This is a genomic window from Vibrio lentus (assembly GCF_030409755.1).
Classification (GTDB): domain Bacteria; phylum Pseudomonadota; class Gammaproteobacteria; order Enterobacterales; family Vibrionaceae; genus Vibrio; species Vibrio lentus.
The window spans coordinates 1678002-1699072 of record NZ_JAUFQE010000001.1 but is presented as its reverse complement, the minus strand read 5'-3'; the positions used below and the strand labels follow the sequence as shown (position 1 = coordinate 1699072).

Below are 21071 nucleotides of genomic sequence, written 5' to 3'. Positions count from 1 at the left end.
TCATGAGCGTTTCATTTATTGGATTAAGCATACTGTTCTTTGGGTTCTACGCACTGCTGTCGAACTTCAAAAAGCAAAAGAAAAGTTTTAACTTCCGCGTACTGAGTGCGCTTGCTGCTGGCTTACTGTTCGGTGGCGCTATTCAACTTGTTTTCGGTGTCGGTAACGTTGCGACATCTGGCTTTGCTGAACTGATTTCAGTGTTCGGTAAAGGCTACATCAAACTTCTACAAATGATCGTTATCCCGCTCGTATTCGTGGCGATGATCTCTTCGATCATGAACGTTGAAGGCGGCGGCGCGTTATCTCGTATCGCACCAAAAATCATCGGTATTCTACTTTTCACTTGTGCAATCTCAGCAGCCGTTGGTATCGCAAGTATTTACCTATTTGGTATCGATGCGAACGCACTAGTAAGTACAATCGGCACAAACAGTGCTATTGAAGCTCGTGGTGATTCACTGGTAGCAACACAAGATGCAATGGCGAGCAGTGGTCTGTCTGGTATGGCTCTGTCTATCATTCCAACCAACATCTTCGACATGCTAACGGGCTCAGAGCGTACTTCTACACTATCAACTGTACTGTTCGGTATGTTCCTAGGCTACTGTATCCTTCAAGTTAAGAATCGTAAGCCTGAGAAAGTGCAAAACTTCGTTGATTTCATCAACTCTGCAAAAGAAGTGGTGCTTTCAATGGTTCGTGAAATCCTGAAGCTAACGCCTTACGGTGTATTCGCTCTAATGACCACGTTCATGATGACGAATGACCTATTCGCACTGACTGAAATGGGCCGCTTCCTTCTAGCAAGCTACGTAGCAATTGGCGTGATGTTCGGCATCCACTTCGTGATGGTGTCAATGTTCGGTCTATCCCCTGCTAAGTTCATGAAGAAAATCTGGCCAGTATTAGTATTTGGCTTCGGTTCTCGTTCGAGCATGGCGGCTATCCCACTAAACGTTGAAACACAAACTCAACGCCTAGGTGTCGACGAAGAAACAGCAAACATGTCAGCGACATTCGGTACCAGTATCGGTCAGAACGGTTGTGCGGGCATCTACCCTGCAATGCTAGCAATCATGGCGGCACAAGTGATGGGCATGCCAGTTGACCTAGGCTTCATCATACAACTGATAGCTGTTATCGCGATTGCTTCATTCGGTATCGCAGGTGTTGGTGGCGGTGCAACGTTCGCAGCGGTAGCTGTACTGACTATCATGGGTCTAGACATCACAGTAGTCGCGATTTTAGTGTCTATCGAAGCGCTAATTGACATGGCTCGTACAGCGCTGAACATCTCAGGCTCTATGTTGTCTGGTGTTCTTACAGCGAAGAAGAATGGCTCATTGAATACTGAACAGTACGACGCTGACGTTACAGCGACAGTATCAAAAGAAGCAGCAGTATAATTCTCAAACTTAATTAAGAGCACTCCACATGAGTGCTCTTCTGTTTTTCCTGAGTTCAGGTTATTTAGGTAGTAAATATGAAAGTTGTTGTTATAGGCGGTAGCGCCGCTGGTATGAGTTTCGCAGCAAAGTACAAACGTAATCAACCATCAGACGAAGTCATCGTTTTAGATAAGCGTAGCTACATCTCTTTTGGTGCATGTGGTCTACCCTACTTTGCAGGCGGCATGTTTGATGACACCGAACGGATGATCTCCCGAACACCAGGTCAAGCCATAAAATCAGGCTTAGATGTACGTGTAGAAACAGAAATGGTGTCATTCGACCGCACTGAAAAGCAAATTACGGTACGTCACCAAAATGAAGAAAGCGTCATTGATTACGATATGTTGGTCATTGCAACAGGTGCGCGACCAATCGTTCCACCATTCGGTGAATTCAATCCAGAACACGTATACACACTAACAAGCATGGAAGACGGCTTGGCGGTTAAAGAAGCGCTAAAAGATGTTAACAAGCAGCGTGTGTGTGTTATTGGGGCTGGTTTTATCGGCCTGGAAGTATTCGATGCGGCGCACGGCTTAGACAAACACGTGACGATCATCGAACGTGAACAACACATCATGAGCCGTCAGTTCAGCCCAGAAATCATTGAAGTAGTCGAAGGTGCGATTCGTGAATCAGGTGCAGAGCTAAAAAAGGGTGCAGCGTGTCTGCAATTCGCGATGCGGAGCAAGGCGGTTACATCGTAGAAACCGATAACGGCAATATAGAAGCGGATGTCGTTATCTTATCACTCGGTTTCAAATCAAACACGGAAGCATTCGAATTACCAAAAGCTCAAAATGGCGCGTTGTTGGTGAATGAATATGGTGCCACTGAAGACGCTTACATCCATGCTGTAGGTGACTGTGCCGTTGTCCATCATATGGCACTAGGCAAACCTGTTTATGTTCCTCTAGCAACCACAGCCAATAAGCAAGCGCGTATGATGGCAGACAAGCTAGCAGGTAAAGATACCTACATGTCGGGTTTCTTGGGGTCGTCTTGTTTGAAAGTACTCGATTACGAATTGGCGTGTACTGGCTTATCTGAACTTCTTGCTAAAGAACATAGCTTAGAGGTGAAAGTATCAACCATTTCAGATAAGAACCAAACCGATTACTACCCAGGTCAAGAAGACATCAAAGTTAAATTGGTTTATCACCCAGAGACAAACGTTCTACTTGGTGGTGAGATTGTAGGTAAGAAAGGAGCCGTTGGTCGCATTAACGCGCTCGCTGTCGCTATCACCGCGAAGATGACCACTCAACAGCTTGGTTACATGGATTTCTGTTATGCCCCGCCATTCGCAAGAACTTGGGATGCATTGAACGTTGCTGGTAACGTCGCTAAATAAACAGCACACAAGTTCCCAAGGATATTCAGTTCGACACCAAAGCAGAGCATAAACGCTCTGCTTTTTTAATGCCTTAACTCTACACGCTCAATAGAAGAATAAGATAACGACTTATCTAATGTATTTAGGTTTTCTTTTTCCAAATTCAAGACAAAAAAAAGCCCGCTGATTTCTCAGCGGGCTTTTCAATGGTGGTGGAGGGATAGGGATTTGAACCCTAGAACCGCTATTAACGGTTGCCGGTTTTCAAGACCGGTGCTTTCGACCACTCAGCCATCCCTCCAACAAATTGTCATCAATAGATTAGTACACTAATGATGTTGTTAATTGCTAATGCAAGTAACGATATTTAAAGCCTGGCGATGTCCTACTCTCACATGGGGAAACCCCACACTACCATCGGCGCTATTGTGTTTCACTTCTGAGTTCGGCATGGAATCAGGTGGGTCCACAATGCTATGGTCGCCAAGCAAATTTTAAAATTCGGAAAACTGGATTTAAAAGTATCTCTTCAAACTCATTCAAGGTCTGGTCTTTCTTTGAGTCCACAAAACCCCTTGGGTGTTGTATGGTTAAGCCTCACGGGCAATTAGTACAGGTTAGCTCAATGCCTCGCAGCACTTACACACCCTGCCTATCAACGTCGTAGTCTACGACAACCCTTTAGGACGCTTATAGCGCCAGGGAAAACTCATCTCAAGGCTCGCTTCCCGCTTAGATGCTTTCAGCGGTTATCGATTCCGAACTTAGCTACCGGGCAATGCCATTGGCATGACAACCCGAACACCAGAGGTTCGTCCACTCCGGTCCTCTCGTACTAGGAGCAGCCCCTTTCAATTTTCCAACGCCCACGGCAGATAGGGACCGAACTGTCTCACGACGTTCTAAACCCAGCTCGCGTACCACTTTAAATGGCGAACAGCCATACCCTTGGGACCGACTTCAGCCCCAGGATGTGATGAGCCGACATCGAGGTGCCAAACACCGCCGTCGATATGAACTCTTGGGCGGTATCAGCCTGTTATCCCCGGAGTACCTTTTATCCGTTGAGCGATGGCCCTTCCATTCAGAACCACCGGATCACTATGACCTGCTTTCGCACCTGCTCGAATTGTCATTCTCGCAGTCAAGCGGGCTTATGCCATTGCACTAACCACACGATGTCCAACCGTGTTTAGCCCACCTTCGTGCTCCTCCGTTACTCTTTGGGAGGAGACCGCCCCAGTCAAACTACCCACCAGGCACTGTCCGTAATCCCGATTCAGGGACCAACGTTAGAACATCAAAACTACAAGGGTGGTATTTCAAGGACGACTCCACCACATCTAGCGACGCGGTTTCATAGTCTCCCACCTATCCTACACATGTAGGTTCAATGTTCAGTGCCAAGCTGTAGTAAAGGTTCACGGGGTCTTTCCGTCTAGCCGCGGGTACACTGCATCTTCACAGCGATTTCAATTTCACTGAGTCTCGGGTGGAGACAGCGTGGCCATCATTACGCCATTCGTGCAGGTCGGAACTTACCCGACAAGGAATTTCGCTACCTTAGGACCGTTATAGTTACGGCCGCCGTTTACCGGGGCTTCGATCAAGAGCTTCGACCGAAGTCTAACCCCATCAATTAACCTTCCGGCACCGGGCAGGCGTCACACCGTATACGTCATCTTACGATTTTGCACAGTGCTGTGTTTTTAATAAACAGTTGCAGCCACCTGGTATCTGCGACTCTCGTCTGCTCCATCCGCAAGGGACTTCACTGATAAGAGCGTACCTTCTCCCGAAGTTACGGTACCATTTTGCCTAGTTCCTTCACCCGAGTTCTCTCAAGCGCCTTGGTATTCTCTACCCGACCACCTGTGTCGGTTTGGGGTACGATTCCTTACAATCTGAAGCTTAGAGGCTTTTCCTGGAAGCATGGCATCAATGACTTCACTACCGTAGTAGCTCGACATCGTATCTCAGCGTTAAGAAAGTCCGGATTTACCTAAACTTTCCGCCTACATACTTGAACCTGGACAACCGTCGCCAGGCCCACCTAGCCTTCTCCGTCCCCCCATCGCAATTGTAAGAAGTACGGGAATATTAACCCGTTTCCCATCGACTACGCCTTTCGGCCTCGCCTTAGGAGTCGACTTACCCTGCCCCGATTAACGTTGGACAGGAACCCTTGGTCTTCCGGCGAGGGAGTTTTTCACTCCCTTTATCGTTACTCATGTCAGCATTCGCACTTCTGATACCTCCAGCATGCCTTACAGCACACCTTCAACGGCTTACAGAACGCTCCCCTACCCCACATACCCTAAGGTACGTAGCCGCAGCTTCGGTGTATAGCTTAGCCCCGTTACATCTTCCGCGCAGGCCGACTCGACCAGTGAGCTATTACGCTTTCTTTAAATGATGGCTGCTTCTAAGCCAACATCCTGGCTGTCTGAGCCTTCCCACATCGTTTCCCACTTAGCTATACTTTGGGACCTTAGCTGGCGGTCTGGGTTGTTTCCCTCTCCACGACGGACGTTAGCACCCGCCGTGTGTCTCCCGGATAGTACTTACTGGTATTCGGAGTTTGCAAAGGGTTGGTAAGTCGGGATGACCCCCTAGCCTTAACAGTGCTCTACCCCCAGTAGTATTCGTCCGAGGCGCTACCTAAATAGCTTTCGGGGAGAACCAGCTATCTCCAGGTTTGATTGGCCTTTCACCCCTAGCCACAAGTCATCCGCTAATTTTTCAACATTAGTCGGTTCGGTCCTCCAGTTGATGTTACTCAACCTTCAACCTGCCCATGGCTAGATCACCTGGTTTCGGGTCTAATCCTAGCAACTGTACGCCCAGTTAAGACTCGGTTTCCCTACGGCTCCCCTAAACGGTTAACCTTGCTACTAAAATTAAGTCGCTGACCCATTATACAAAAGGTACGCAGTCACACCACGAAGGTGCTCCTACTGCTTGTACGTACACGGTTTCAGGTTCTATTTCACTCCCCTCACAGGGGTTCTTTTCGCCTTTCCCTCACGGTACTGGTTCACTATCGGTCAGTCAGTAGTATTTAGCCTTGGAGGATGGTCCCCCCATATTCAGACAGGATATCACGTGTCCCGCCCTACTCGATTTCACTGATTATGATGTGTCGGTTACGGGGCTATCACCCTTTATTGCGAGACTTTCCAGACTCTTCACCTGCATCATTAAAAGCTTAAGGGCTAATCCAATTTCGCTCGCCGCTACTTTCGGAATCTCGGTTGATTTCTCTTCCTCGGGGTACTTAGATGTTTCAGTTCCCCCGGTTTGCCTCCTGTTGCTATGTATTCACAACAGGATACGTGCTTATGCACGTGGGTTTCCCCATTCAGAAATCCCAGACTCAAAAGGTTATTACTACCTAATCTGGGCTTATCGCAAGTTATTACGTCTTTCATCGCCTCTGACTGCCAAGGCATCCACCGTGTACGCTTAGTCACTTAACCATACAACCCGAAAGGGTCTTAATGTATGGCAACTAACCAAGGTTTTTGGTTGTCATCAAGAAGGGTTAATTCTTGATAACTGTTTGCCGGACTCAATTTACTTTTTGTTTCCACTTTTTAACAAAAAGTAGAATCAAAAAATGAACAATCATTTCTGATCATTCGAATACAAGACACTTGAATGTGTTTGTTGTGTTTATACCGTTCTTATTAAATAAGAGCAGATAAACATTGAGAACTTTTAAATTTGATTGAATTACTCGTAAGTAATCAAATCAGTCAGCTTTCCAAATTGTTAAAGAGCAAGAGTTTTTAAAGTGTTAAACTTTCAAAACCATTTTTAAATACACTCAGCTTTCATTACTAAGAAAAGTGTGCTTAAAGATGGTGGGCGATACCGGGCTCGAACCAGTGACCCCCTGCTTGTAAGGCAGGTGCTCTCCCAACTGAGCTAATCGCCCATAAAAGTTTTAATTCCTTATGGAAGGAATGGTGGAGCTATGCGGGATCGAACCGCAGACCTCCTGCGTGCAAGGCAGGCGCTCTCCCAGCTGAGCTATAGCCCCATATTTTTATTTCCTTGGGAGGAAATGGTGGGCGATACCGGGCTCGAACCAGTGACCCCCTGCTTGTAAGACAGGTGCTCTCCCAACTGAGCTAATCGCCCCAAATTTTATTTCCTTGGGAGGAAATGGTGGGTCGTGCAGGATTCGAACCTGCGACCAATTGATTAAAAGTCAACTGCTCTACCAACTGAGCTAACGACCCAATGGTATCCCGTAGGGGAGTCGAACCCCTGTTACCGCCGTGAAAGGGCGGTGTCCTAGGCCTCTAGACGAACGGGACACTGCTAATTTATCTCCACTTTAAAGGTAGAAACAAACTTCGAAGAACCTTGGGAGTTCTTCTTCTCTTTGCTTTTCTAAACCTAATCAATCTGTGTGGACACTCATCGTGGTATCTTCGTATAAGGAGGTGATCCAGCCCCAGGTTCCCCTAGGGCTACCTTGTTACGACTTCACCCCAGTCATGAACCACAAAGTGGTGAGCGTCCTCCCCGAAAGGTTAAACTACCCACTTCTTTTGCAGCCCACTCCCATGGTGTGACGGGCGGTGTGTACAAGGCCCGGGAACGTATTCACCGTGACATTCTGATTCACGATTACTAGCGATTCCGACTTCATGGAGTCGAGTTGCAGACTCCAATCCGGACTACGACGCACTTTTTGGGATTCGCTCACTATCGCTAGCTTGCTGCCCTCTGTATGCGCCATTGTAGCACGTGTGTAGCCCTACTCGTAAGGGCCATGATGACTTGACGTCGTCCCCACCTTCCTCCGGTTTATCACCGGCAGTCTCCCTGGAGTTCCCGACATTACTCGCTGGCAAACAAGGATAAGGGTTGCGCTCGTTGCGGGACTTAACCCAACATTTCACAACACGAGCTGACGACAGCCATGCAGCACCTGTCTCAGAGTTCCCGAAGGCACACCTGCGTCTCCGCTGGCTTCTCTGGATGTCAAGAGTAGGTAAGGTTCTTCGCGTTGCATCGAATTAAACCACATGCTCCACCGCTTGTGCGGGCCCCCGTCAATTCATTTGAGTTTTAATCTTGCGACCGTACTCCCCAGGCGGTCTACTTAACGCGTTAGCTCCGAAAGCCACGGCTCAAGGCCACAACCTCCAAGTAGACATCGTTTACGGCGTGGACTACCAGGGTATCTAATCCTGTTTGCTCCCCACGCTTTCGCATCTGAGTGTCAGTGTCTCTCCAGGGGGCCGCCTTCGCCACTGGTATTCCTTCAGATCTCTACGCATTTCACCGCTACACCTGAAATTCTACCCCCCTCTACAGCACTCTAGTTCACCAGTTTCAAATGCAGTTCCGAGGTTGAGCCCCGGGCTTTCACATCTGACTTAATGAACCACCTGCATGCGCTTTACGCCCAGTAATTCCGATTAACGCTCGCACCCTCCGTATTACCGCGGCTGCTGGCACGGAGTTAGCCGGTGCTTCTTCTGTTGCTAACGTCAAGATGCGCAGCTATTAACTACACACCCTTCCTCACAACTGAAAGTACTTTACAACCCGAAGGCCTTCTTCATACACGCGGCATGGCTGCATCAGGCTTTCGCCCATTGTGCAATATTCCCCACTGCTGCCTCCCGTAGGAGTCTGGACCGTGTCTCAGTTCCAGTGTGGCTGATCATCCTCTCAGACCAGCTAGGGATCGTCGCCTTGGTGAGCCATTACCTCACCAACTAGCTAATCCCACCTAGGCATATCTTGACGCGAGAGGTCCGAAGATCCCCCTCTTTGGCCCGTAGGCATTATGCGGTATTAGCCATCGTTTCCAATGGTTATCCCCCACATCAAGGCAATTTCCTAGGCATTACTCACCCGTCCGCCGCTCGACGCCCAACAAATCCTCCGAAGAGTCAATGTTGTCGTTTCCGCTCGACTTGCATGTGTTAGGCCTGCCGCCAGCGTTCAATCTGAGCCATGATCAAACTCTTCAATTTAAGATTTTGTCGGCTCAATGAATACTGACTTCAAAACTACAAAAAGTAATTCTAAAGCTATTATCTTTCCAACAGAAAGATAATGAATTGACTGTGCCAAATATCTTCTTTCTACAAGAGAAAGTAGTTATTCGTATTGGTCACTCAGTTCATTGAAACCAAAGTTGATTCCGAGGAATCTGTTTTACTTCTCTTAATAAAAAGGGAAGATAAAACGTTTTGATATTCATCAACGAGTGCCCACACAGATTGATAGGTTTAAATTGTTAAAGAGCTTTGCTTGCCGAAACTTTCTTTTTACAAAGAAACCTTTGAAAGCGGACGTGAATTCTAGCGATTTAATTTTAAGTGTCAAACACTTTTTAAAATTAATTCCTTTCGAACTTTCCGTCTTACTGATTACCGCTGAAGCCTTGTAGCGTCTGCCGTGTCAGTGAGGCGGCATTATAGAGATCATCGAAAACATGGCAACCCCTTTTTTGATAAAAATTCAAAAAAATTGCTTAAGCGTCTACTTTTACGTCAAAACCCGCTTTCACAGGCCAAAGCTCATACAATCAAGAGCATATAACTTAGAATTTCTCGACTAGATCTTTCGAAAATACCTCTATATCCAGTTCTATACTCCACTTTTCACTCAGATCCACTATGTTATCTAGCGATTTCTGAACCGTTTTTATCGTCAATGTATTGTTATCTAGGTCATATACCTGTTTTTGCGTAGTGTAATAGAAGTAAAGGATAGTTAATGCTTCTCGATCACCTTGCTCAGCTTTTGGTTGAATACGCTTAAGCTTACGATAGATTTGATTGTGAATTTGTTTCAGGTTCCACACATAAAGCGCTTCTTTAAAGTAATCATGACCTTTCACACGGCTCGCAATAAACGCATTCAAGGCGACTGATAAAATCACCCCGAGTACATTCAAATGGAAATTACCCGTCGTTTCCCCAGTAACAGAGCCAGCTGAACCAAAAAGTTCAATCAGAATGCTACCGAATACAATGGCAAACAATGCGAGTGACCCAACCAATGAAACCAACAGTAGGTTCATCTTCTTTCTATATTCTTCTTTATTTATCTTCTGTAACTTCATCGACTACTTCCTTATGTAAGTCACCTAATAATTTGCGCATACTATCTATGTAAACCTTGGTTAGCTTCAACCTTTACCATCTTGTAATGTGGTCACTCTCTATTTAATACGTAGAGTTCTTCTGATCAGTACTATACATAACTCCATTTGACTTCATTAATAGAAAAGAGTTACATACCGCCATAATTTTGGTTATTCATCAATTCATGTTGATAAAGTCTGTTTCGCTTTATCACATACTGACAAGGTACATTCCATGCGTTCATTTGTATTACGCGCTCGCGCAGCCCCTACAGAGAGCAAACTTATCTTAGAAGGTGTTGGGCAAGACGCTCATACTGAGATTCTGGCTCATACTCTGATGAACACGATCTTCGTTGCTCAATCTCACCGTGAGAATGTCACCGTGCACCTTGTGTTAGAAAGTACTAAAGACTTTTCACGTACCATTACATTCGATTCAAACGAGATCACTAACATTGGTGGCTTCCATGAGTCTGCATTGTTATCTGCGGTAGTAAGAGCGGTTGATGCATCTCAAGGTATGACAAAAGAACAGACACGTCAGGTTGAACCGGGCATCAGTGTTCGTACTATTAGTTTTGAAAAGTTGGTTAAAGAACTGGCTGAAGACCACCAGCTGTACATGATGGATAAGAAAGGCGACTTTATCCGTGACGCTGTGATTGCGGAAAACCCATGTTTCCTTCTCACTGACCATATCCCTATGCCGAAGAAAAGCTACAACAGCTTGAAGCGTTTAGGGACAGAGAAAATCAGCTTAGGTCCAAACATGTTGTTTGCTTCTCAGTGTGTTGTGTTGATCAACAATGAGCTTGATTTAAGAGATTTCTGATTCTCTGACACCGACTTATTAGGTGACATCCCTTAAAACCCAGCCTTCCGTTGGGTTTTTTATTGCTTTACCCTCCGCATGCCAGCCCTTTCGTTACTTCTTCTTTACTACATAGTGACCTGTAATCATTTCGCTATTTTCAGCTTTGTTGCATTAAACCTCGGAGCAATGCCTCTCTCTAACTCATTCAATCTTATAAATTTCTCATATCACTTCTATACTGATTCCAATCTTAATTAATCGTGTTAAAGGCAAAGGATGAGCGTATTAACCGTATTCTTCTGTGGTACAGGCTCAAACTCAGAAGACAACAACCACAAAAACTATGTTTCTGGCGAATTGATCTCGACGCTAGCGAAGAATGCAACGGGCAGAGACATGATTGACTACATTCAAGTGGATGGGGTTGGTAGTGGGAATCAGAATGAATGGTTGAAGCAAGGTAAGGACGACACCTATTCTGGAGTTAAGGGAACATTGCTAGGCAAAGGCATCGACAGCAATATGCGTCATGTACTGAATATCTTGCGCGGAAGCCAACAAGATAAGAATGACTACATGAAGCGAGCCAAAGGACTGCTTAGTGAATCGCGTCCAGCAAAATCAGCTTGGCCTTTTGCGACTAACCAAAAATATCAAGATTGGTTGAAAGATTCACAAGCACTCGCTGCAGATTTAAAACAAGGAATCGCCGCTCGCCAGCAAAACATCGCGATTGAACGCCAAACTAAACCGATTAGCCAAGTTAACATCGTCGGTTGGAGCCGAGGTGGTGTCAGTTGCTTTGAACTGGCGAACCGAATGCTCAAAGACCCCAAGCTAAGCCATATTCCAGTCAACATTTTTGCATGTGACCCCGTTCCTGGTGGGATGAACGCATTCAAGGATTACAAATTACTGGGCAAAAACGTCAAACAGATCGTATGTGTTTTTGCTGAAGACGAACGCTCATTAGCTTTCAAAGCGAGAATGCCACGCTTGTCCCCTTCCACTAAATATTACACTACCTACATGCCAGGCCGACACGGCACTTTGGTGGGTAATGCCAATACCTCAGGCGGAAGTAAAGGTGCAGGTTTACTTACTGGCCCCGGGCTCGTTACCCGTGATTTCATGGAAAAGGTATTAATGGGTTGGGGAACGCAACTTAAGGCGAACTCGACGTTGAACTTTTCTAGGCAGCGCATCATCGAGTTATACGAGCAAATGCGCAGTAATGAAGAGCACTTCAATAAAATGCACGGCATGACTTACACGGCAAAGAACCGACTGTTATGGACAAGTAAAGATCGAATCGGTCAACAGAGGGAGCGTCGTTATGGGATTCCGATGTATCGCTTTCAGTTCCCCGGAATCACTAACAACTACGGCGATGCCATTAATCGTCATCACTGTGATGTGTTAGCCACCAATGCTTTCGCTGCATACGGAACTTCGGCTGCGCTGCCAAACCCAGTCTGATATGCATGGTTTGTTAAACACAAAAAGAGCTCAACTAAGTGAGCTCTTTTTTATTATCTATATCTTGCTATCAATGGAGTTATCTAGGAATCAGACCTGATTAACCAAAGATAAAGCTGTATAGGAAGCCTGCACCCATCGCCATGCTTAGGATAACGAATAGGAATGCGGCAATCATTTGGTTCTTGAAGATTGATTTAAGCAGGATAACTTCTGTCAAACTTGCACCTGCACTACCAATGATCAATGCCATTACCGAACCTAGCGCCATACCTTTTTGTACCAGAGCTGCACTTAATGGGATTACCGCTTCAGCACGAATGTACAGTGGAATACCAATCACCGCTGCTACTGGAATCGCATACCACATACCTTCGCCAGCATACTGTGCAATTAGGTCTGTAGGAATGAAGCCGTAGATAAATGAACCAATCGCAATACCCATCATCAGGTAAGGGAAAACTTGTTTGAAGTCTTTCCAAGTTGAGAACCAAATTCTCATCCAACGGCTAGGCTCTTTCTTCTCTACGATTTCAACCGTTGCGCTTCCATCCGCTGAACAGCATGAAACAGTCACTTGTGGCTCTTCTTTTTTCGAATCACAGCAAGATGTTTCTTTTGCCATTACTGGTGCAGGTTCACCACATGCACTTGTACCACATGAAGACTCTGCCTTCGCTGACGCTGCTTTCTTAGGAGCAGAATCACCACAGCTAGTGCCACAGTTTGAAGCAGAACCTGTCGATTCATACGCTTCAGGTTTTACGTAACGCTCAAAACCAAGCTTCTCAAGTGCATAACCTGCCACTACCGATACTGTCATTGCGACTAAGAAGTAGAACACAGCCACTTGCCAACCAAACGTAATCACGAACAAACCAATGATCACTGGGTTCAATAGTGGGCTACCGAATAGGAACACCATCATTGGTCCAAAACCCGCTCGTGCACGCAGCAACCCTTTAAGGAAAGGAATAGTCGAACATGAACAGAAAGGCGTAATCGCACCTAGTAGCGCTGCAACCACATAACCCTTGCCGTTACGCGAGCTCAGAATCGATTGAATCTTTTCTGGCGTAAGAAACTCTTGCAAAATCCCAACAATGTAGCTGATCGCCAAGAAAAGGATGATTAGCTCTACTGCTAAGAAGGCGAACATATCAAGTGCGTCTTTTAGCATTGTTAACATTTCATTGCTCATAATTAACTCCAAACTGGATTGAAGGCCGGACTCTATGAGAAAAGTAACCAACCCTTAATTTCGAATATTCTCGAATTATAGAAATATCTCGTAACAGATCAAGTTTTATTTCGATAAAAATCGAAATAAATTTCAAAGGGTTTATTTTTCAATGACTTAATAAATTACGGTCTTTACATTTGTATTTAGATCACATTTCGACTAATATCGAAATTAAATCTTGAGGAGTTAATATGAACTTAGAAGTCGTAGCGAAAGCACTTAAAGAGTTAGGACACCCTATTCGCCTAACTATTTATAAGAGTGTCGTTAAAGCTGGCTACCAAGGCATTGCAGTTGGCGGCCTACAAGAAGAGCTAGGTATCCCTGGTTCCACCTTGTCTCACCACATTTCAAGCCTAGCGTCTGCAGGCCTCATCAGCCAAAGACGAGAAGGAAGAACCCTATTCTGTGTAGCAGAGTATGAGTGCCTAGAAGGTGTGATTGATTTCTTACAAGACGAGTGTTGCGTAAATGAACATTGTAACTGATGCACCCTTGAACGGGGCTCCTTTGAATAAGGCATCTTTGAACTTAGAACAGGTTTGGGCTGAGTATCAGCAAGCGTTAAAGTCATTCTTGCATTCTAAGGTCAACAACACCGCCGATGTAGACGACTTGCTGCAAGAGATCTTGATTAAGACTTATCAGAACTTAGATAAGGTACAAGATGCGAGCAGCGTAAAGTCGTGGCTATTCCAATTAGCCAATCACACGATCATCGACTTTTACCGTAAGCACGCTCGACAACAACGTGATAGCCAAATTGATGCTGAAGATCTTTGGTTTACCGATTTAGACCACAATTCAGAGTTCAAGCAGAAGCTTTCATTATGTATTGAACCCTTTATTCAGGCGTTACCAGAACAAAGTTCATCATTACTGCTTGCTGTCGACATCAAAGGCCAAAGCCAGAAAGAGATCGCAGAGGCTCAAAACATCAGCTACTCAACCGTTAAGTCTCGTGTTCAGAAAAGTCGCGGGGATCTTAAGAACTTATTTGAAGAGTGCTGTAACCTGTCACTTGATCAACAAGGCAATGTGATTGACTGCGAGCTCAAACCAGACAACGATTGCAGTAAGTGCTAATAGCCATCCCTAAAATAGAACAAAGCCAGCAATTGATGCTGGCTTGGTTGTTTTCATAATCTGTAAATTACTTTGATTAAGTGAACCTAACTACTCTGCTTCCACTTACTACGCCGCTTCCGCTTTTACGACCGGTTGATAGCGTCCCGGTTTATGGTTCATCGCCAGAATCAAGTTGGTGACTATCGCACCAAGTACAGACAGAAGAACCAGTGACACATCAACGATAAACAGTGAAAGCACAACAATCGTACAATCTAGTGCCATCTGAACCTTGCCCGCACGAATTCCAAAACGTTCTTGTAGGAACAGCGCCAGAATGTTGAAGCCACCTAAACTCATCTTATGACGGAAGATCACCAACATGCCGGTACCAATCAAGCCACCACCAAGTAAAGCTGCATACAATGCATGAATTTCGGCAATTTGAATCACGTGATACAAGTGATCCACGGCGAACGAAACAATCGAAACCGCGATAAACGTATTGATGGTGAAGCGCCACCCCATACGAGCAACCGACAAAATATAGAAAGGTAAGTTAAGTGCGAAGAACACTTGGCCAAAGCTCAAATCTGTCACTTTGGTAATGAAGATCGCTAGACCAGCCGTGCCTCCGGTGAGCAAACCGACTTGATTGAAAAAGATAACGCCAAGTGACACTAGCGCACTACCTAAGATCAGCGCCAGTAAGTTTTCGCGAAGGTTATGATCTTTATCCATGTGAATGACTCTCCCTGAATCTTTTAACATCGCGTTTCAGTAGTTTTGAAACGATTTACGCCCAAATTTACGATGTTTGACAGATAAGTCGAGTGAACGAGCAATGTTGCTTAGTGATTAGTTTGTATATTAGTTTTTACAGTTTTGTGAATTCTTCAATTAAACAGATAGTTAAAAACCTGTAGTTAGGCTTTTATTATTAACTACATACTTCTATCGCGGAATGAGTGAGCTTCGAGTTTTCCTATTTATTGGTCACGTTTCGCCCTGACTCTAGCGATGCTTAAATCTATGCATAAAACGCATAGACTAAATCACAAAAGGTCATTTGATACATACCCTACTCGTCATTATGATGCGCGACTTCTTACAACATTGAGCGCATGTAAACACCTTATGTTTTCACAATCTCTTTTTGCCCAATTGGCCAGAATGACGCTATTCCTCGTCATTAGTTTGGTTATTGTGCATCACAGTCAGCCATTGATTGATCTCTTGGCTCAGCATGCCGTAAGCAGTGGTTGCCACCAGCAGTCAGGGCATGATCATTCTGGGCACGAACATCACCATGAGATGACTGACCAACACATGTCAGCGCAAGACCACTCACATCACCACCATTAATTTAAGAGTATTAGAATGAGCATTTTCCGTTTTCCTTTACTGGTATGGCTTGGGATCGGCACACTTATTATCAGTCTAGGGATCAGACAATCATTCGGCATTTTTATGATGCCAATTTCAGAGCATTTCGGCACCGGCCGTGAGTTTTTCAGCTTCGCCATTGCTCTACAAAACCTGCTGTTCGGTGTGTTCCAACCTTTTGTGGGCATGGCCGCTGACAAATGGGGAGCAAGACGCATCATTATTGCAGGCGCATGTGCTTACGGTTTGGGTTTACTTCTTACCTCTATTTCTACCGAATCAAGCATGCTTTACGTTTCACTAGGCGCATTAGTTGGCCTTGGGTTGAGTGCGACGAGCTATGTGATCGTGTTGGGCGCGGTAGCAAAAGTAGTACCTGCAGAGCACGCGGCGAAGGCATTTGGTTTAACCACAGCAGCAGGTTCATTTGGTATGTTCGCGGTAATTCCGGGCGCGCAATACATGTTGAACGAATTTGATTGGCAAAGTGCGATGCAAGTATTTGGCGTGCTTTGTTGTTTGATGATCTCATTTGCGCTGTTTATGCGAGCACCGAAGTCAGCAACCAATAAACAAGTAGAAGACACCCAGACACTGAAAGAAGCGCTGTCTGAAGCGTTTTCGAACAAAAGTTATTGGTTGATTCACGCGGGCTTCTTCGTGTGTGGTTTCCACGTGATGTTCATTGCGACGCACTTACCAAGTTACTTAGCCGACAAAAACTTACCTGCGAGTAGTGCAGCGATGGCATTGGCTTATGTGGGTATCTTCAATATCTTCGGATCTTACTTCTGGGGTGTGATGGGCGATAAGTTCAGCAAACGTCATGTAATGTCGGCACTGTACTTAGTACGTACTGTGGTTATCGGTGCGTTTGTGACTTTGCCAGTGACTGAGTCAACCGCGGCTATCTTCGGTGCGGCGATTGGTTTCTGTTGGTTGGGTACGGTTCCGCTAACGTCTGGTTTAGTTCGTCAGATCTTCGGTGCTCGTTACCTGTCGACGTTGTACGGCTTGGTATTCTTTACTCACCAAGTGGGTAGCTTCTTAGGCGCTTGGGTTGGTGGTCGTATTTACGATTACTACGGATCTTACGAGCCAATCTGGTGGTCAACAGTGGTACTGGCATTTGCAGCAGCACTGATCCATTTGCCTATCAATGACAAGCCGATTGAGCGACTGAAATTGACAATGGCTTAACGTTTTATGCTGACTCCCCCACTAGCGTAAGCAACAAGTCGTTCCAATAAGCGAGTGAGTATTGAAAGGAAGTAGCCTGATATGCTCACTCGCTTTTTTGTTGGTCGTTATTATCGAAATGATAACGAACGAAACTTGCATAAACCTCACTGAATAATAAGACTATTCTTTTCGTTTTAATTTATAGTATCCACTCGCTCCTTTAAAACTAATTCGCAGGCTTATGGAATACCTAGATCAGACCGCTCTTATCGCGATGGCACTCATTTTTGTCGGCTCGTTTGTACAAACCGCAATCGGCTTTGGCTTGGCTATTGTGGCTGCCCCGTTGTTGTTTTTAGTCTCGCCCGACTATGTACCCGCGCCTATCTGTCTCGTTGGCCTGTTCATTTCTATATTCAATGCGTTTAAACACCGAGCCAATATTTCTATCGGCGGATTAAAAATCGCACTGCTTGGCCGTATTCCAGGTTCGATTGCAGGTGGTGCTTTATTAGTGATGGTTTCAACGAGCGTGCTGTCTCTGTGGTTAGGCTTGTTGGTGGTATTTGCGGTGATTGTCAGCTTACTTCCGTTTAGGTTAGAGCCGACACCAACCAAAATGGGGATCGCGGGATTCTTCTCAGGATTCTTTGGCACCAGTTCCGGTATTGGTGGTCCACCGATGGCACTCCTGCTGCAACACCAAGATGCCAATCAGCTTCGTGGTAACCTTTCTGCGTTTTTCGTGTTTAGTTCTATCATTTCATTACTGGTACAGATCCCAATTGGCTTCTTCACGATGCACCATTTGATCATCACAATCCCGTTGCTTCCTGCGGCTTGGTTGGGTTACAAAGTGGCGTTAATGACCACGCAAAGCATTCCTAAAGAGAAAATACGCATTGGTTCTTTGTTGCTATGTTCTATCAGTGGTTTTACGGCAATCTGGCAGGGTTTAGCTGGCTAGTTATTGGCGATAAAGACGAGAAGAACAAAGACATCTTAGAAAACCAACACAAACACCCAATAGATAAAAGGACGTTCTATGACTTACGACGAATTCAATGCATTCTGCGAGTCACAACCTGCCACCAGCTATGTGATGCAGTGGAATAACTCGCACGTTTGGAAAGTGGGTGGGAAGGTGTTTGCGATTGGTGGCTGGGGGCCGAACGACGAGCCTGCATTTATCTTCAAGGCGTCCGATCAGAATTTCGATTTTCTCAAAGAAGAGCCAGGCTATAAACCTGCGCCCTACTTTGCTTCGCGTGGTATGAAGTGGATTCAACTTTTTGAAAGCACACCAAAAAGGGACGAGGAGCTGAGATACTACCTCACTGAATCACACCGAATTGTGTCTTTAGGGCTAACCAAAAAGAAACAAGCAGAACTCGGGCTCAATCAGTAGCCAGAATTTCTGCTTGTTAAACGCTTACTTCAGATTCAAATGCAGCTTAAGAGCTAGGCTGATATTAAAACTAACACTGTTCTTTGAAACTTAGTTCGATCTTAAGAACTTAGGCAGTAAAGGCTCTATTTTTTGCGTTGGAACCACTGGCACCAATAGATAGATAAGACCAGCAAAGGCGATAGACGCCGCCAAGTCTTCAGGTCGATGCATGCCAAGCCAAACTCGGCTATAAGCAACGCCACCGGCCCAAACCAGCAAACCGCCCACTAAGTAAAAACGTTTCGCTTCTAGGAACAAGCCGCCAAAGAACGCCAGACACACGCCAACGAAAATCATGTGCCCAGATGGGAAAGAATAGTCAGTTTCACCCAACCAGTGACGCGTTCGCCACTCACTCACCTTGTCTTGCACAGATGCAATCGCTGCGTTCTTTTCTACCAATGGCAGTTCGTAAAACAGCTCTGGCATTTCAACCACTTCTTGCGTCACCAAATACTCAGAATAAGGACGGGGGCTTTCTGTAGAATGCTTCAAGAAGGTTTTTGCTGCAAAACTGAGAACCAACAACAAGCCGAGCTGCAGACAAAGGCTGACCAGCTTAGCTTTGGAAAATTTCATCGTGAGTAAAACTAAAGACAAAACAGCTAGCGTTACCAAGAACCCTTGATTACCTGCTGAGTAAGTCACGAACGTCATAAAGGCGCCATAGAAAGGCAAAACCGCACTTCCTAGGTCGAAGTCGGATCCAAAGATCAAAAATGGTACGAGGGAATACAAGCTTAGAACAAGCAGTAGTAAGCCTTTGGATTTGTTAGAGAACAGAGAAGTCATGGCTAAAATCTTTTAGATGAAGTGGTCGGATGCTATCGCAGCTTAGCATCGCCAATATCAATTTTATGTCAAAACGGTCAGTCAGCCGTCATGGTGTAACAATATTCGATTGATGAACCTCTTGAGTATTGATTAGCTGAACAGGCGCGCCAACACCAATAACATTCAACATCCACTTATGTTCATAGAGAAAGCAAAGGCCACTGAAACCAGATGAGACAATAGCATCACCCCACTGAAGACTGCCTGACGCGTTCTGCTGATAAAGTGAACACTTACCGGATTATCAGGCCAGAATCTTAAAAACTTTGCTGTCAGTCCTTTAAATCCACTATTGAAAGGATTACCATCTGGTCTGCTTTCAAAAGCAAAACAGATTATTAATTTTTATTCTCAGGGCGGGGCGAAATTCCCCACCGGCGGTATGTCCTTAGCAAAATCTAAAGATAAGCCCGCGAGCGCTCGATTCGTCGAGGTCAGCAGATCTGGTGAGATGCCAGAGCCGACGGTCATAGTCCGGATGAGAGAGAATGAAAACACACTCGCTTACGTTGGAAAGGCGCGCCCATTTATTGGGTTCATGCCTCCAGCTTAGACGGGTGCATTTCGTTTTGGATAAAACCATAATGAGCTAAAGCCTCTTGTAATGAGTAGGCTTTGTTGTGCTCGGTTGAGATCCCTCATACAGCCCTGATTCTGGTGATATTTTAGGAGTTTAACCATGAATCAGTCTTCACTACTTGCCGAATTTGGCGAACCAATCACTCGCGTTGAAAACGCACTGCAAGCTCTACGCGAAGGTCGTGGCGTACTTTTACTCGATGATGAAGATCGCGAGAACGAAGGCGACATCATCTACTCAGTAGAACACCTGACGAATGCTCAAATGGCGCTTATGATCCGCGAATGTAGCGGCATTGTGTGCCTGTGTCTAACTGACGAGCAAGCGAACCAACTTGAACTTCCACCTATGGTTGTTGATAACAACAGCGCAAACCAAACTGCGTTTACTGTCACTATCGAAGCAAAAGTTGGCGTAACGACAGGTGTTTCTGCCGCTGACCGTGTAACAACGATCAAGACAGCTGCAAACCCAACAGCTAAGCCTACTGACCTTGCTCGCCCTGGCCACGTATTCCCACTACGCGCTCGTAAAGGTGGTGTACTTGCTCGCCGCGGTCACACAGAAGGCACTGTGGATCTGATGCAAATGGCTGGTCTTCAATCAGCAGGCGTACTATGTGAAGTAACCAACCCAGACGGCACAATGGCAAAAGCGCCAGAGATCGTTGCTTTCGGCAAACTTCACAACATGCCAGTACTGACCATTGAAGATATGGTGATGTACCGCACTGAGTTCGACCTTAAGCTTGCTTAACGTTTAATCTTCAATGCTAAACACTTAGCACTGAGGATAACGAAACTCAGAAATGAATATTGAAAGGCTTCATTCTTACTGCTTTTTCTAGTTAAAAGCATAAAGGGTGAGGCCTTTTTCATTTCCGTATTTTGAGACGAGTCAACGATGGATCTCTCTACTTATCAGAACCTTCCCAGTTTAATCACTTAGAAAAGCGTAACCTCTCAAAAAATCCTGCAAAATATGAGAAACATTCACTCGAATGGTGAAGTCATGCACCACCATTGATCATTCATAATTACAGTAAAAACATAACTAATTGAAATATAACATTTATTAATTTTGGCACGGTGTCTGCACTACCACTAAGTAGGTACGCAGATA

At 45.4% G+C, this 21071-nt stretch carries 15 protein-coding genes, 6 tRNA genes, 3 rRNA genes, 1 pseudogene and 1 riboswitch; of the genes and pseudogenes, 11 read left to right on the top strand and 14 right to left on the bottom strand.

The annotated features are described in order from the left end of the window. Nucleotides 1-2: 2 nt before the first annotated feature. The 3 genes and pseudogenes from QWZ07_RS07205 (at nt 3) to QWZ07_RS26380 (ending at nt 2808) form a co-directional block, all read left to right on the top strand. The gene (locus QWZ07_RS07205; RefSeq protein ID WP_192852946.1) at nt 3-1409 is read left to right on the top strand and encodes a cation:dicarboxylate symporter family transporter; all 1407 of its coding nucleotides are present in this window, start codon (nt 3-5) and stop codon (nt 1407-1409) included. Between the two features lie 77 nt (nt 1410-1486). Then, nucleotides 1487-2334, top strand: a pseudogene (locus QWZ07_RS26385) (FAD-dependent oxidoreductase); the annotation flags it as partial. A 3-nt stretch (nt 2335-2337) separates the two neighbouring features. Then, nucleotides 2338-2808, top strand: coding sequence for an oxidoreductase dimerization domain-containing protein (locus tag QWZ07_RS26380; RefSeq protein ID WP_353959758.1), 471 nt, complete (start codon nt 2338-2340; stop codon nt 2806-2808). Nucleotides 2809-3000: 192 nt separating this feature from the next. On the opposite strand, the gene QWZ07_RS07195 is transcribed toward QWZ07_RS26380, so the two are convergent. The 10 genes from QWZ07_RS07195 to QWZ07_RS07150 form a co-directional block, all read right to left on the bottom strand. Then, a tRNA-Ser gene (locus tag QWZ07_RS07195) sits at nt 3001-3091 on the bottom strand. A 71-nt stretch (nt 3092-3162) separates the two neighbouring features. Then, nucleotides 3163-3278, bottom strand: a 5S ribosomal RNA gene (gene rrf / locus QWZ07_RS07190). A gap of 98 nt (nt 3279-3376) precedes the next feature. Then, nucleotides 3377-6269 (bottom strand): 23S ribosomal RNA (locus QWZ07_RS07185). Nucleotides 6270-6654: 385 nt separating this feature from the next. Then, nucleotides 6655-6730, bottom strand: a tRNA-Val gene (locus QWZ07_RS07180). A gap of 29 nt (nt 6731-6759) precedes the next feature. Then, nucleotides 6760-6835: transfer RNA gene (locus QWZ07_RS07175), tRNA-Ala, on the bottom strand. A gap of 25 nt (nt 6836-6860) precedes the next feature. Next, nucleotides 6861-6936, bottom strand: a tRNA-Val gene (locus QWZ07_RS07170). A gap of 25 nt (nt 6937-6961) precedes the next feature. Then, nucleotides 6962-7037 (bottom strand) — tRNA-Lys (locus QWZ07_RS07165). Between the two features lie 2 nt (nt 7038-7039). Then, nucleotides 7040-7115 (bottom strand) — tRNA-Glu (locus QWZ07_RS07160). A 122-nt stretch (nt 7116-7237) separates the two neighbouring features. After that, a 16S ribosomal RNA gene (locus QWZ07_RS07155) occupies nt 7238-8792 on the bottom strand. The 16S, 23S and 5S rRNA genes sit together here with 6 tRNA genes alongside, the layout of an rRNA operon. A gap of 572 nt (nt 8793-9364) precedes the next feature. Next, a complete protein-coding gene (locus QWZ07_RS07150) occupies nt 9365-9889 on the bottom strand; it encodes a DUF3087 family protein (protein WP_192854137.1) in 525 nt (174 codons plus the stop codon). Between the two features lie 256 nt (nt 9890-10145). Here QWZ07_RS07150 and trmY point away from each other — a divergent pair, with 256 nt between their 5' ends. Together trmY and QWZ07_RS07140 are read left to right on the top strand one after the other, a co-directional pair. Then, nucleotides 10146-10745, top strand: a complete 600-nt coding sequence (gene trmY, locus QWZ07_RS07145; protein ID WP_192854136.1) for a tRNA (pseudouridine(54)-N(1))-methyltransferase TrmY — start codon at nt 10146-10148, stop codon at nt 10743-10745. A 258-nt stretch (nt 10746-11003) separates the two neighbouring features. Further along, nucleotides 11004-12206, top strand: a complete 1203-nt coding sequence (locus QWZ07_RS07140; RefSeq protein ID WP_192854135.1) for a hypothetical protein — start codon at nt 11004-11006, stop codon at nt 12204-12206. Nucleotides 12207-12306: 100 nt separating this feature from the next. On the opposite strand, the gene QWZ07_RS07135 is transcribed toward QWZ07_RS07140, so the two are convergent. After that, nucleotides 12307-13407: a permease gene (locus QWZ07_RS07135; protein WP_192854134.1), complete on the bottom strand. Its 1101-nt coding sequence runs from the start codon at nt 13405-13407 to the stop codon at nt 12307-12309. A gap of 233 nt (nt 13408-13640) precedes the next feature. Between QWZ07_RS07135 and QWZ07_RS07130 the strand changes: the two genes are divergently transcribed. Beyond that, a complete protein-coding gene (locus QWZ07_RS07130) occupies nt 13641-13937 on the top strand; it encodes an ArsR/SmtB family transcription factor (RefSeq protein ID WP_192854133.1) in 297 nt (98 codons plus the stop codon). Continuing rightward, the gene (gene sigZ / locus QWZ07_RS07125; protein WP_192854132.1) at nt 13921-14535 is read left to right on the top strand and encodes an RNA polymerase sigma factor SigZ; all 615 of its coding nucleotides are present in this window, start codon (nt 13921-13923) and stop codon (nt 14533-14535) included. Before QWZ07_RS07130 ends, sigZ begins: the two co-directional genes overlap by 17 nt. Before the next feature lie 108 nt (nt 14536-14643). Here sigZ and QWZ07_RS07120 read toward each other — a convergent pair whose 3' ends face one another. Further along, nucleotides 14644-15258, bottom strand: a complete 615-nt coding sequence (locus QWZ07_RS07120; protein WP_017065874.1) for a DUF6198 family protein — start codon at nt 15256-15258, stop codon at nt 14644-14646. A 460-nt stretch (nt 15259-15718) separates the two neighbouring features. Beyond that, entirely contained in the window at nt 15719-15868 is a 150-nt protein-coding gene (locus tag QWZ07_RS26475) for a hypothetical protein (RefSeq protein WP_017061698.1), read from the bottom strand. A gap of 29 nt (nt 15869-15897) precedes the next feature. Here QWZ07_RS26475 and QWZ07_RS07110 point away from each other — a divergent pair, with 29 nt between their 5' ends. The 3 genes from QWZ07_RS07110 (at nt 15898) to QWZ07_RS07100 (ending at nt 18493) form a co-directional block, all read left to right on the top strand. Continuing rightward, the gene (locus QWZ07_RS07110; RefSeq protein ID WP_192854131.1) at nt 15898-17103 is read left to right on the top strand and encodes an MFS transporter; all 1206 of its coding nucleotides are present in this window, start codon (nt 15898-15900) and stop codon (nt 17101-17103) included. A gap of 223 nt (nt 17104-17326) precedes the next feature. Next, nucleotides 17327-18052: a sulfite exporter TauE/SafE family protein gene (locus QWZ07_RS07105; protein ID WP_017103545.1), complete on the top strand. Its 726-nt coding sequence runs from the start codon at nt 17327-17329 to the stop codon at nt 18050-18052. Between the two features lie 78 nt (nt 18053-18130). Continuing rightward, a complete protein-coding gene (locus tag QWZ07_RS07100) occupies nt 18131-18493 on the top strand; it encodes an MmcQ/YjbR family DNA-binding protein (RefSeq protein WP_017107332.1) in 363 nt (120 codons plus the stop codon). A gap of 90 nt (nt 18494-18583) precedes the next feature. Here the strand turns inward: QWZ07_RS07100 and QWZ07_RS07095 are convergent, their stop codons facing one another. Further along, complete coding sequence (locus tag QWZ07_RS07095; protein WP_099166983.1) at nt 18584-19327, bottom strand: phosphatase PAP2 family protein; 744 nt, start codon at nt 19325-19327, stop codon at nt 18584-18586. A gap of 385 nt (nt 19328-19712) precedes the next feature. Then, nucleotides 19713-19863: riboswitch (FMN riboswitch) on the top strand. Nucleotides 19864-20048: 185 nt separating this feature from the next. Between QWZ07_RS07095 and ribB the strand changes: the two genes are divergently transcribed. Then, nucleotides 20049-20705 (top strand): 3,4-dihydroxy-2-butanone-4-phosphate synthase, encoded by a 657-nt coding sequence (gene ribB / locus QWZ07_RS07090; RefSeq protein WP_017054827.1) that lies wholly within the window; start codon nt 20049-20051, stop codon nt 20703-20705. Nucleotides 20706-21071: the final 366 nt, after the last annotated feature.

Excerpts from the sequence above, each read along its gene's own strand:
- QWZ07_RS07205 (WP_192852946.1), top strand. The coding sequence starts at position 3 with ATGAGCGTTTCATTTATTGGATTAAGCATACTGTTCTTTGGGTTCTAC.
- QWZ07_RS26380 (WP_353959758.1), top strand. The coding sequence starts at position 2,338 with ATGGCACTAGGCAAACCTGTTTATGTTCCTCTAGCAACCACAGCCAAT.
- QWZ07_RS07150 (WP_192854137.1), bottom strand. The coding sequence starts at position 9,889 with ATGAAGTTACAGAAGATAAATAAAGAAGAATATAGAAAGAAGATGAAC.
- trmY (WP_192854136.1), top strand. The coding sequence starts at position 10,146 with ATGCGTTCATTTGTATTACGCGCTCGCGCAGCCCCTACAGAGAGCAAA.
- QWZ07_RS07140 (WP_192854135.1), top strand. The coding sequence starts at position 11,004 with ATGAGCGTATTAACCGTATTCTTCTGTGGTACAGGCTCAAACTCAGAA.
- QWZ07_RS07135 (WP_192854134.1), bottom strand. The coding sequence starts at position 13,407 with ATGAGCAATGAAATGTTAACAATGCTAAAAGACGCACTTGATATGTTC.
- QWZ07_RS07130 (WP_192854133.1), top strand. The coding sequence starts at position 13,641 with ATGAACTTAGAAGTCGTAGCGAAAGCACTTAAAGAGTTAGGACACCCT.
- sigZ (WP_192854132.1), top strand. The coding sequence starts at position 13,921 with ATGAACATTGTAACTGATGCACCCTTGAACGGGGCTCCTTTGAATAAG.
- QWZ07_RS07120 (WP_017065874.1), bottom strand. The coding sequence starts at position 15,258 with ATGGATAAAGATCATAACCTTCGCGAAAACTTACTGGCGCTGATCTTA.
- QWZ07_RS07110 (WP_192854131.1), top strand. The coding sequence starts at position 15,898 with ATGAGCATTTTCCGTTTTCCTTTACTGGTATGGCTTGGGATCGGCACA.
- QWZ07_RS07105 (WP_017103545.1), top strand. The coding sequence starts at position 17,327 with ATGGAATACCTAGATCAGACCGCTCTTATCGCGATGGCACTCATTTTT.
- QWZ07_RS07100 (WP_017107332.1), top strand. The coding sequence starts at position 18,131 with ATGACTTACGACGAATTCAATGCATTCTGCGAGTCACAACCTGCCACC.
- QWZ07_RS07095 (WP_099166983.1), bottom strand. The coding sequence starts at position 19,327 with ATGACTTCTCTGTTCTCTAACAAATCCAAAGGCTTACTACTGCTTGTT.
- ribB (WP_017054827.1), top strand. The coding sequence starts at position 20,049 with ATGAATCAGTCTTCACTACTTGCCGAATTTGGCGAACCAATCACTCGC.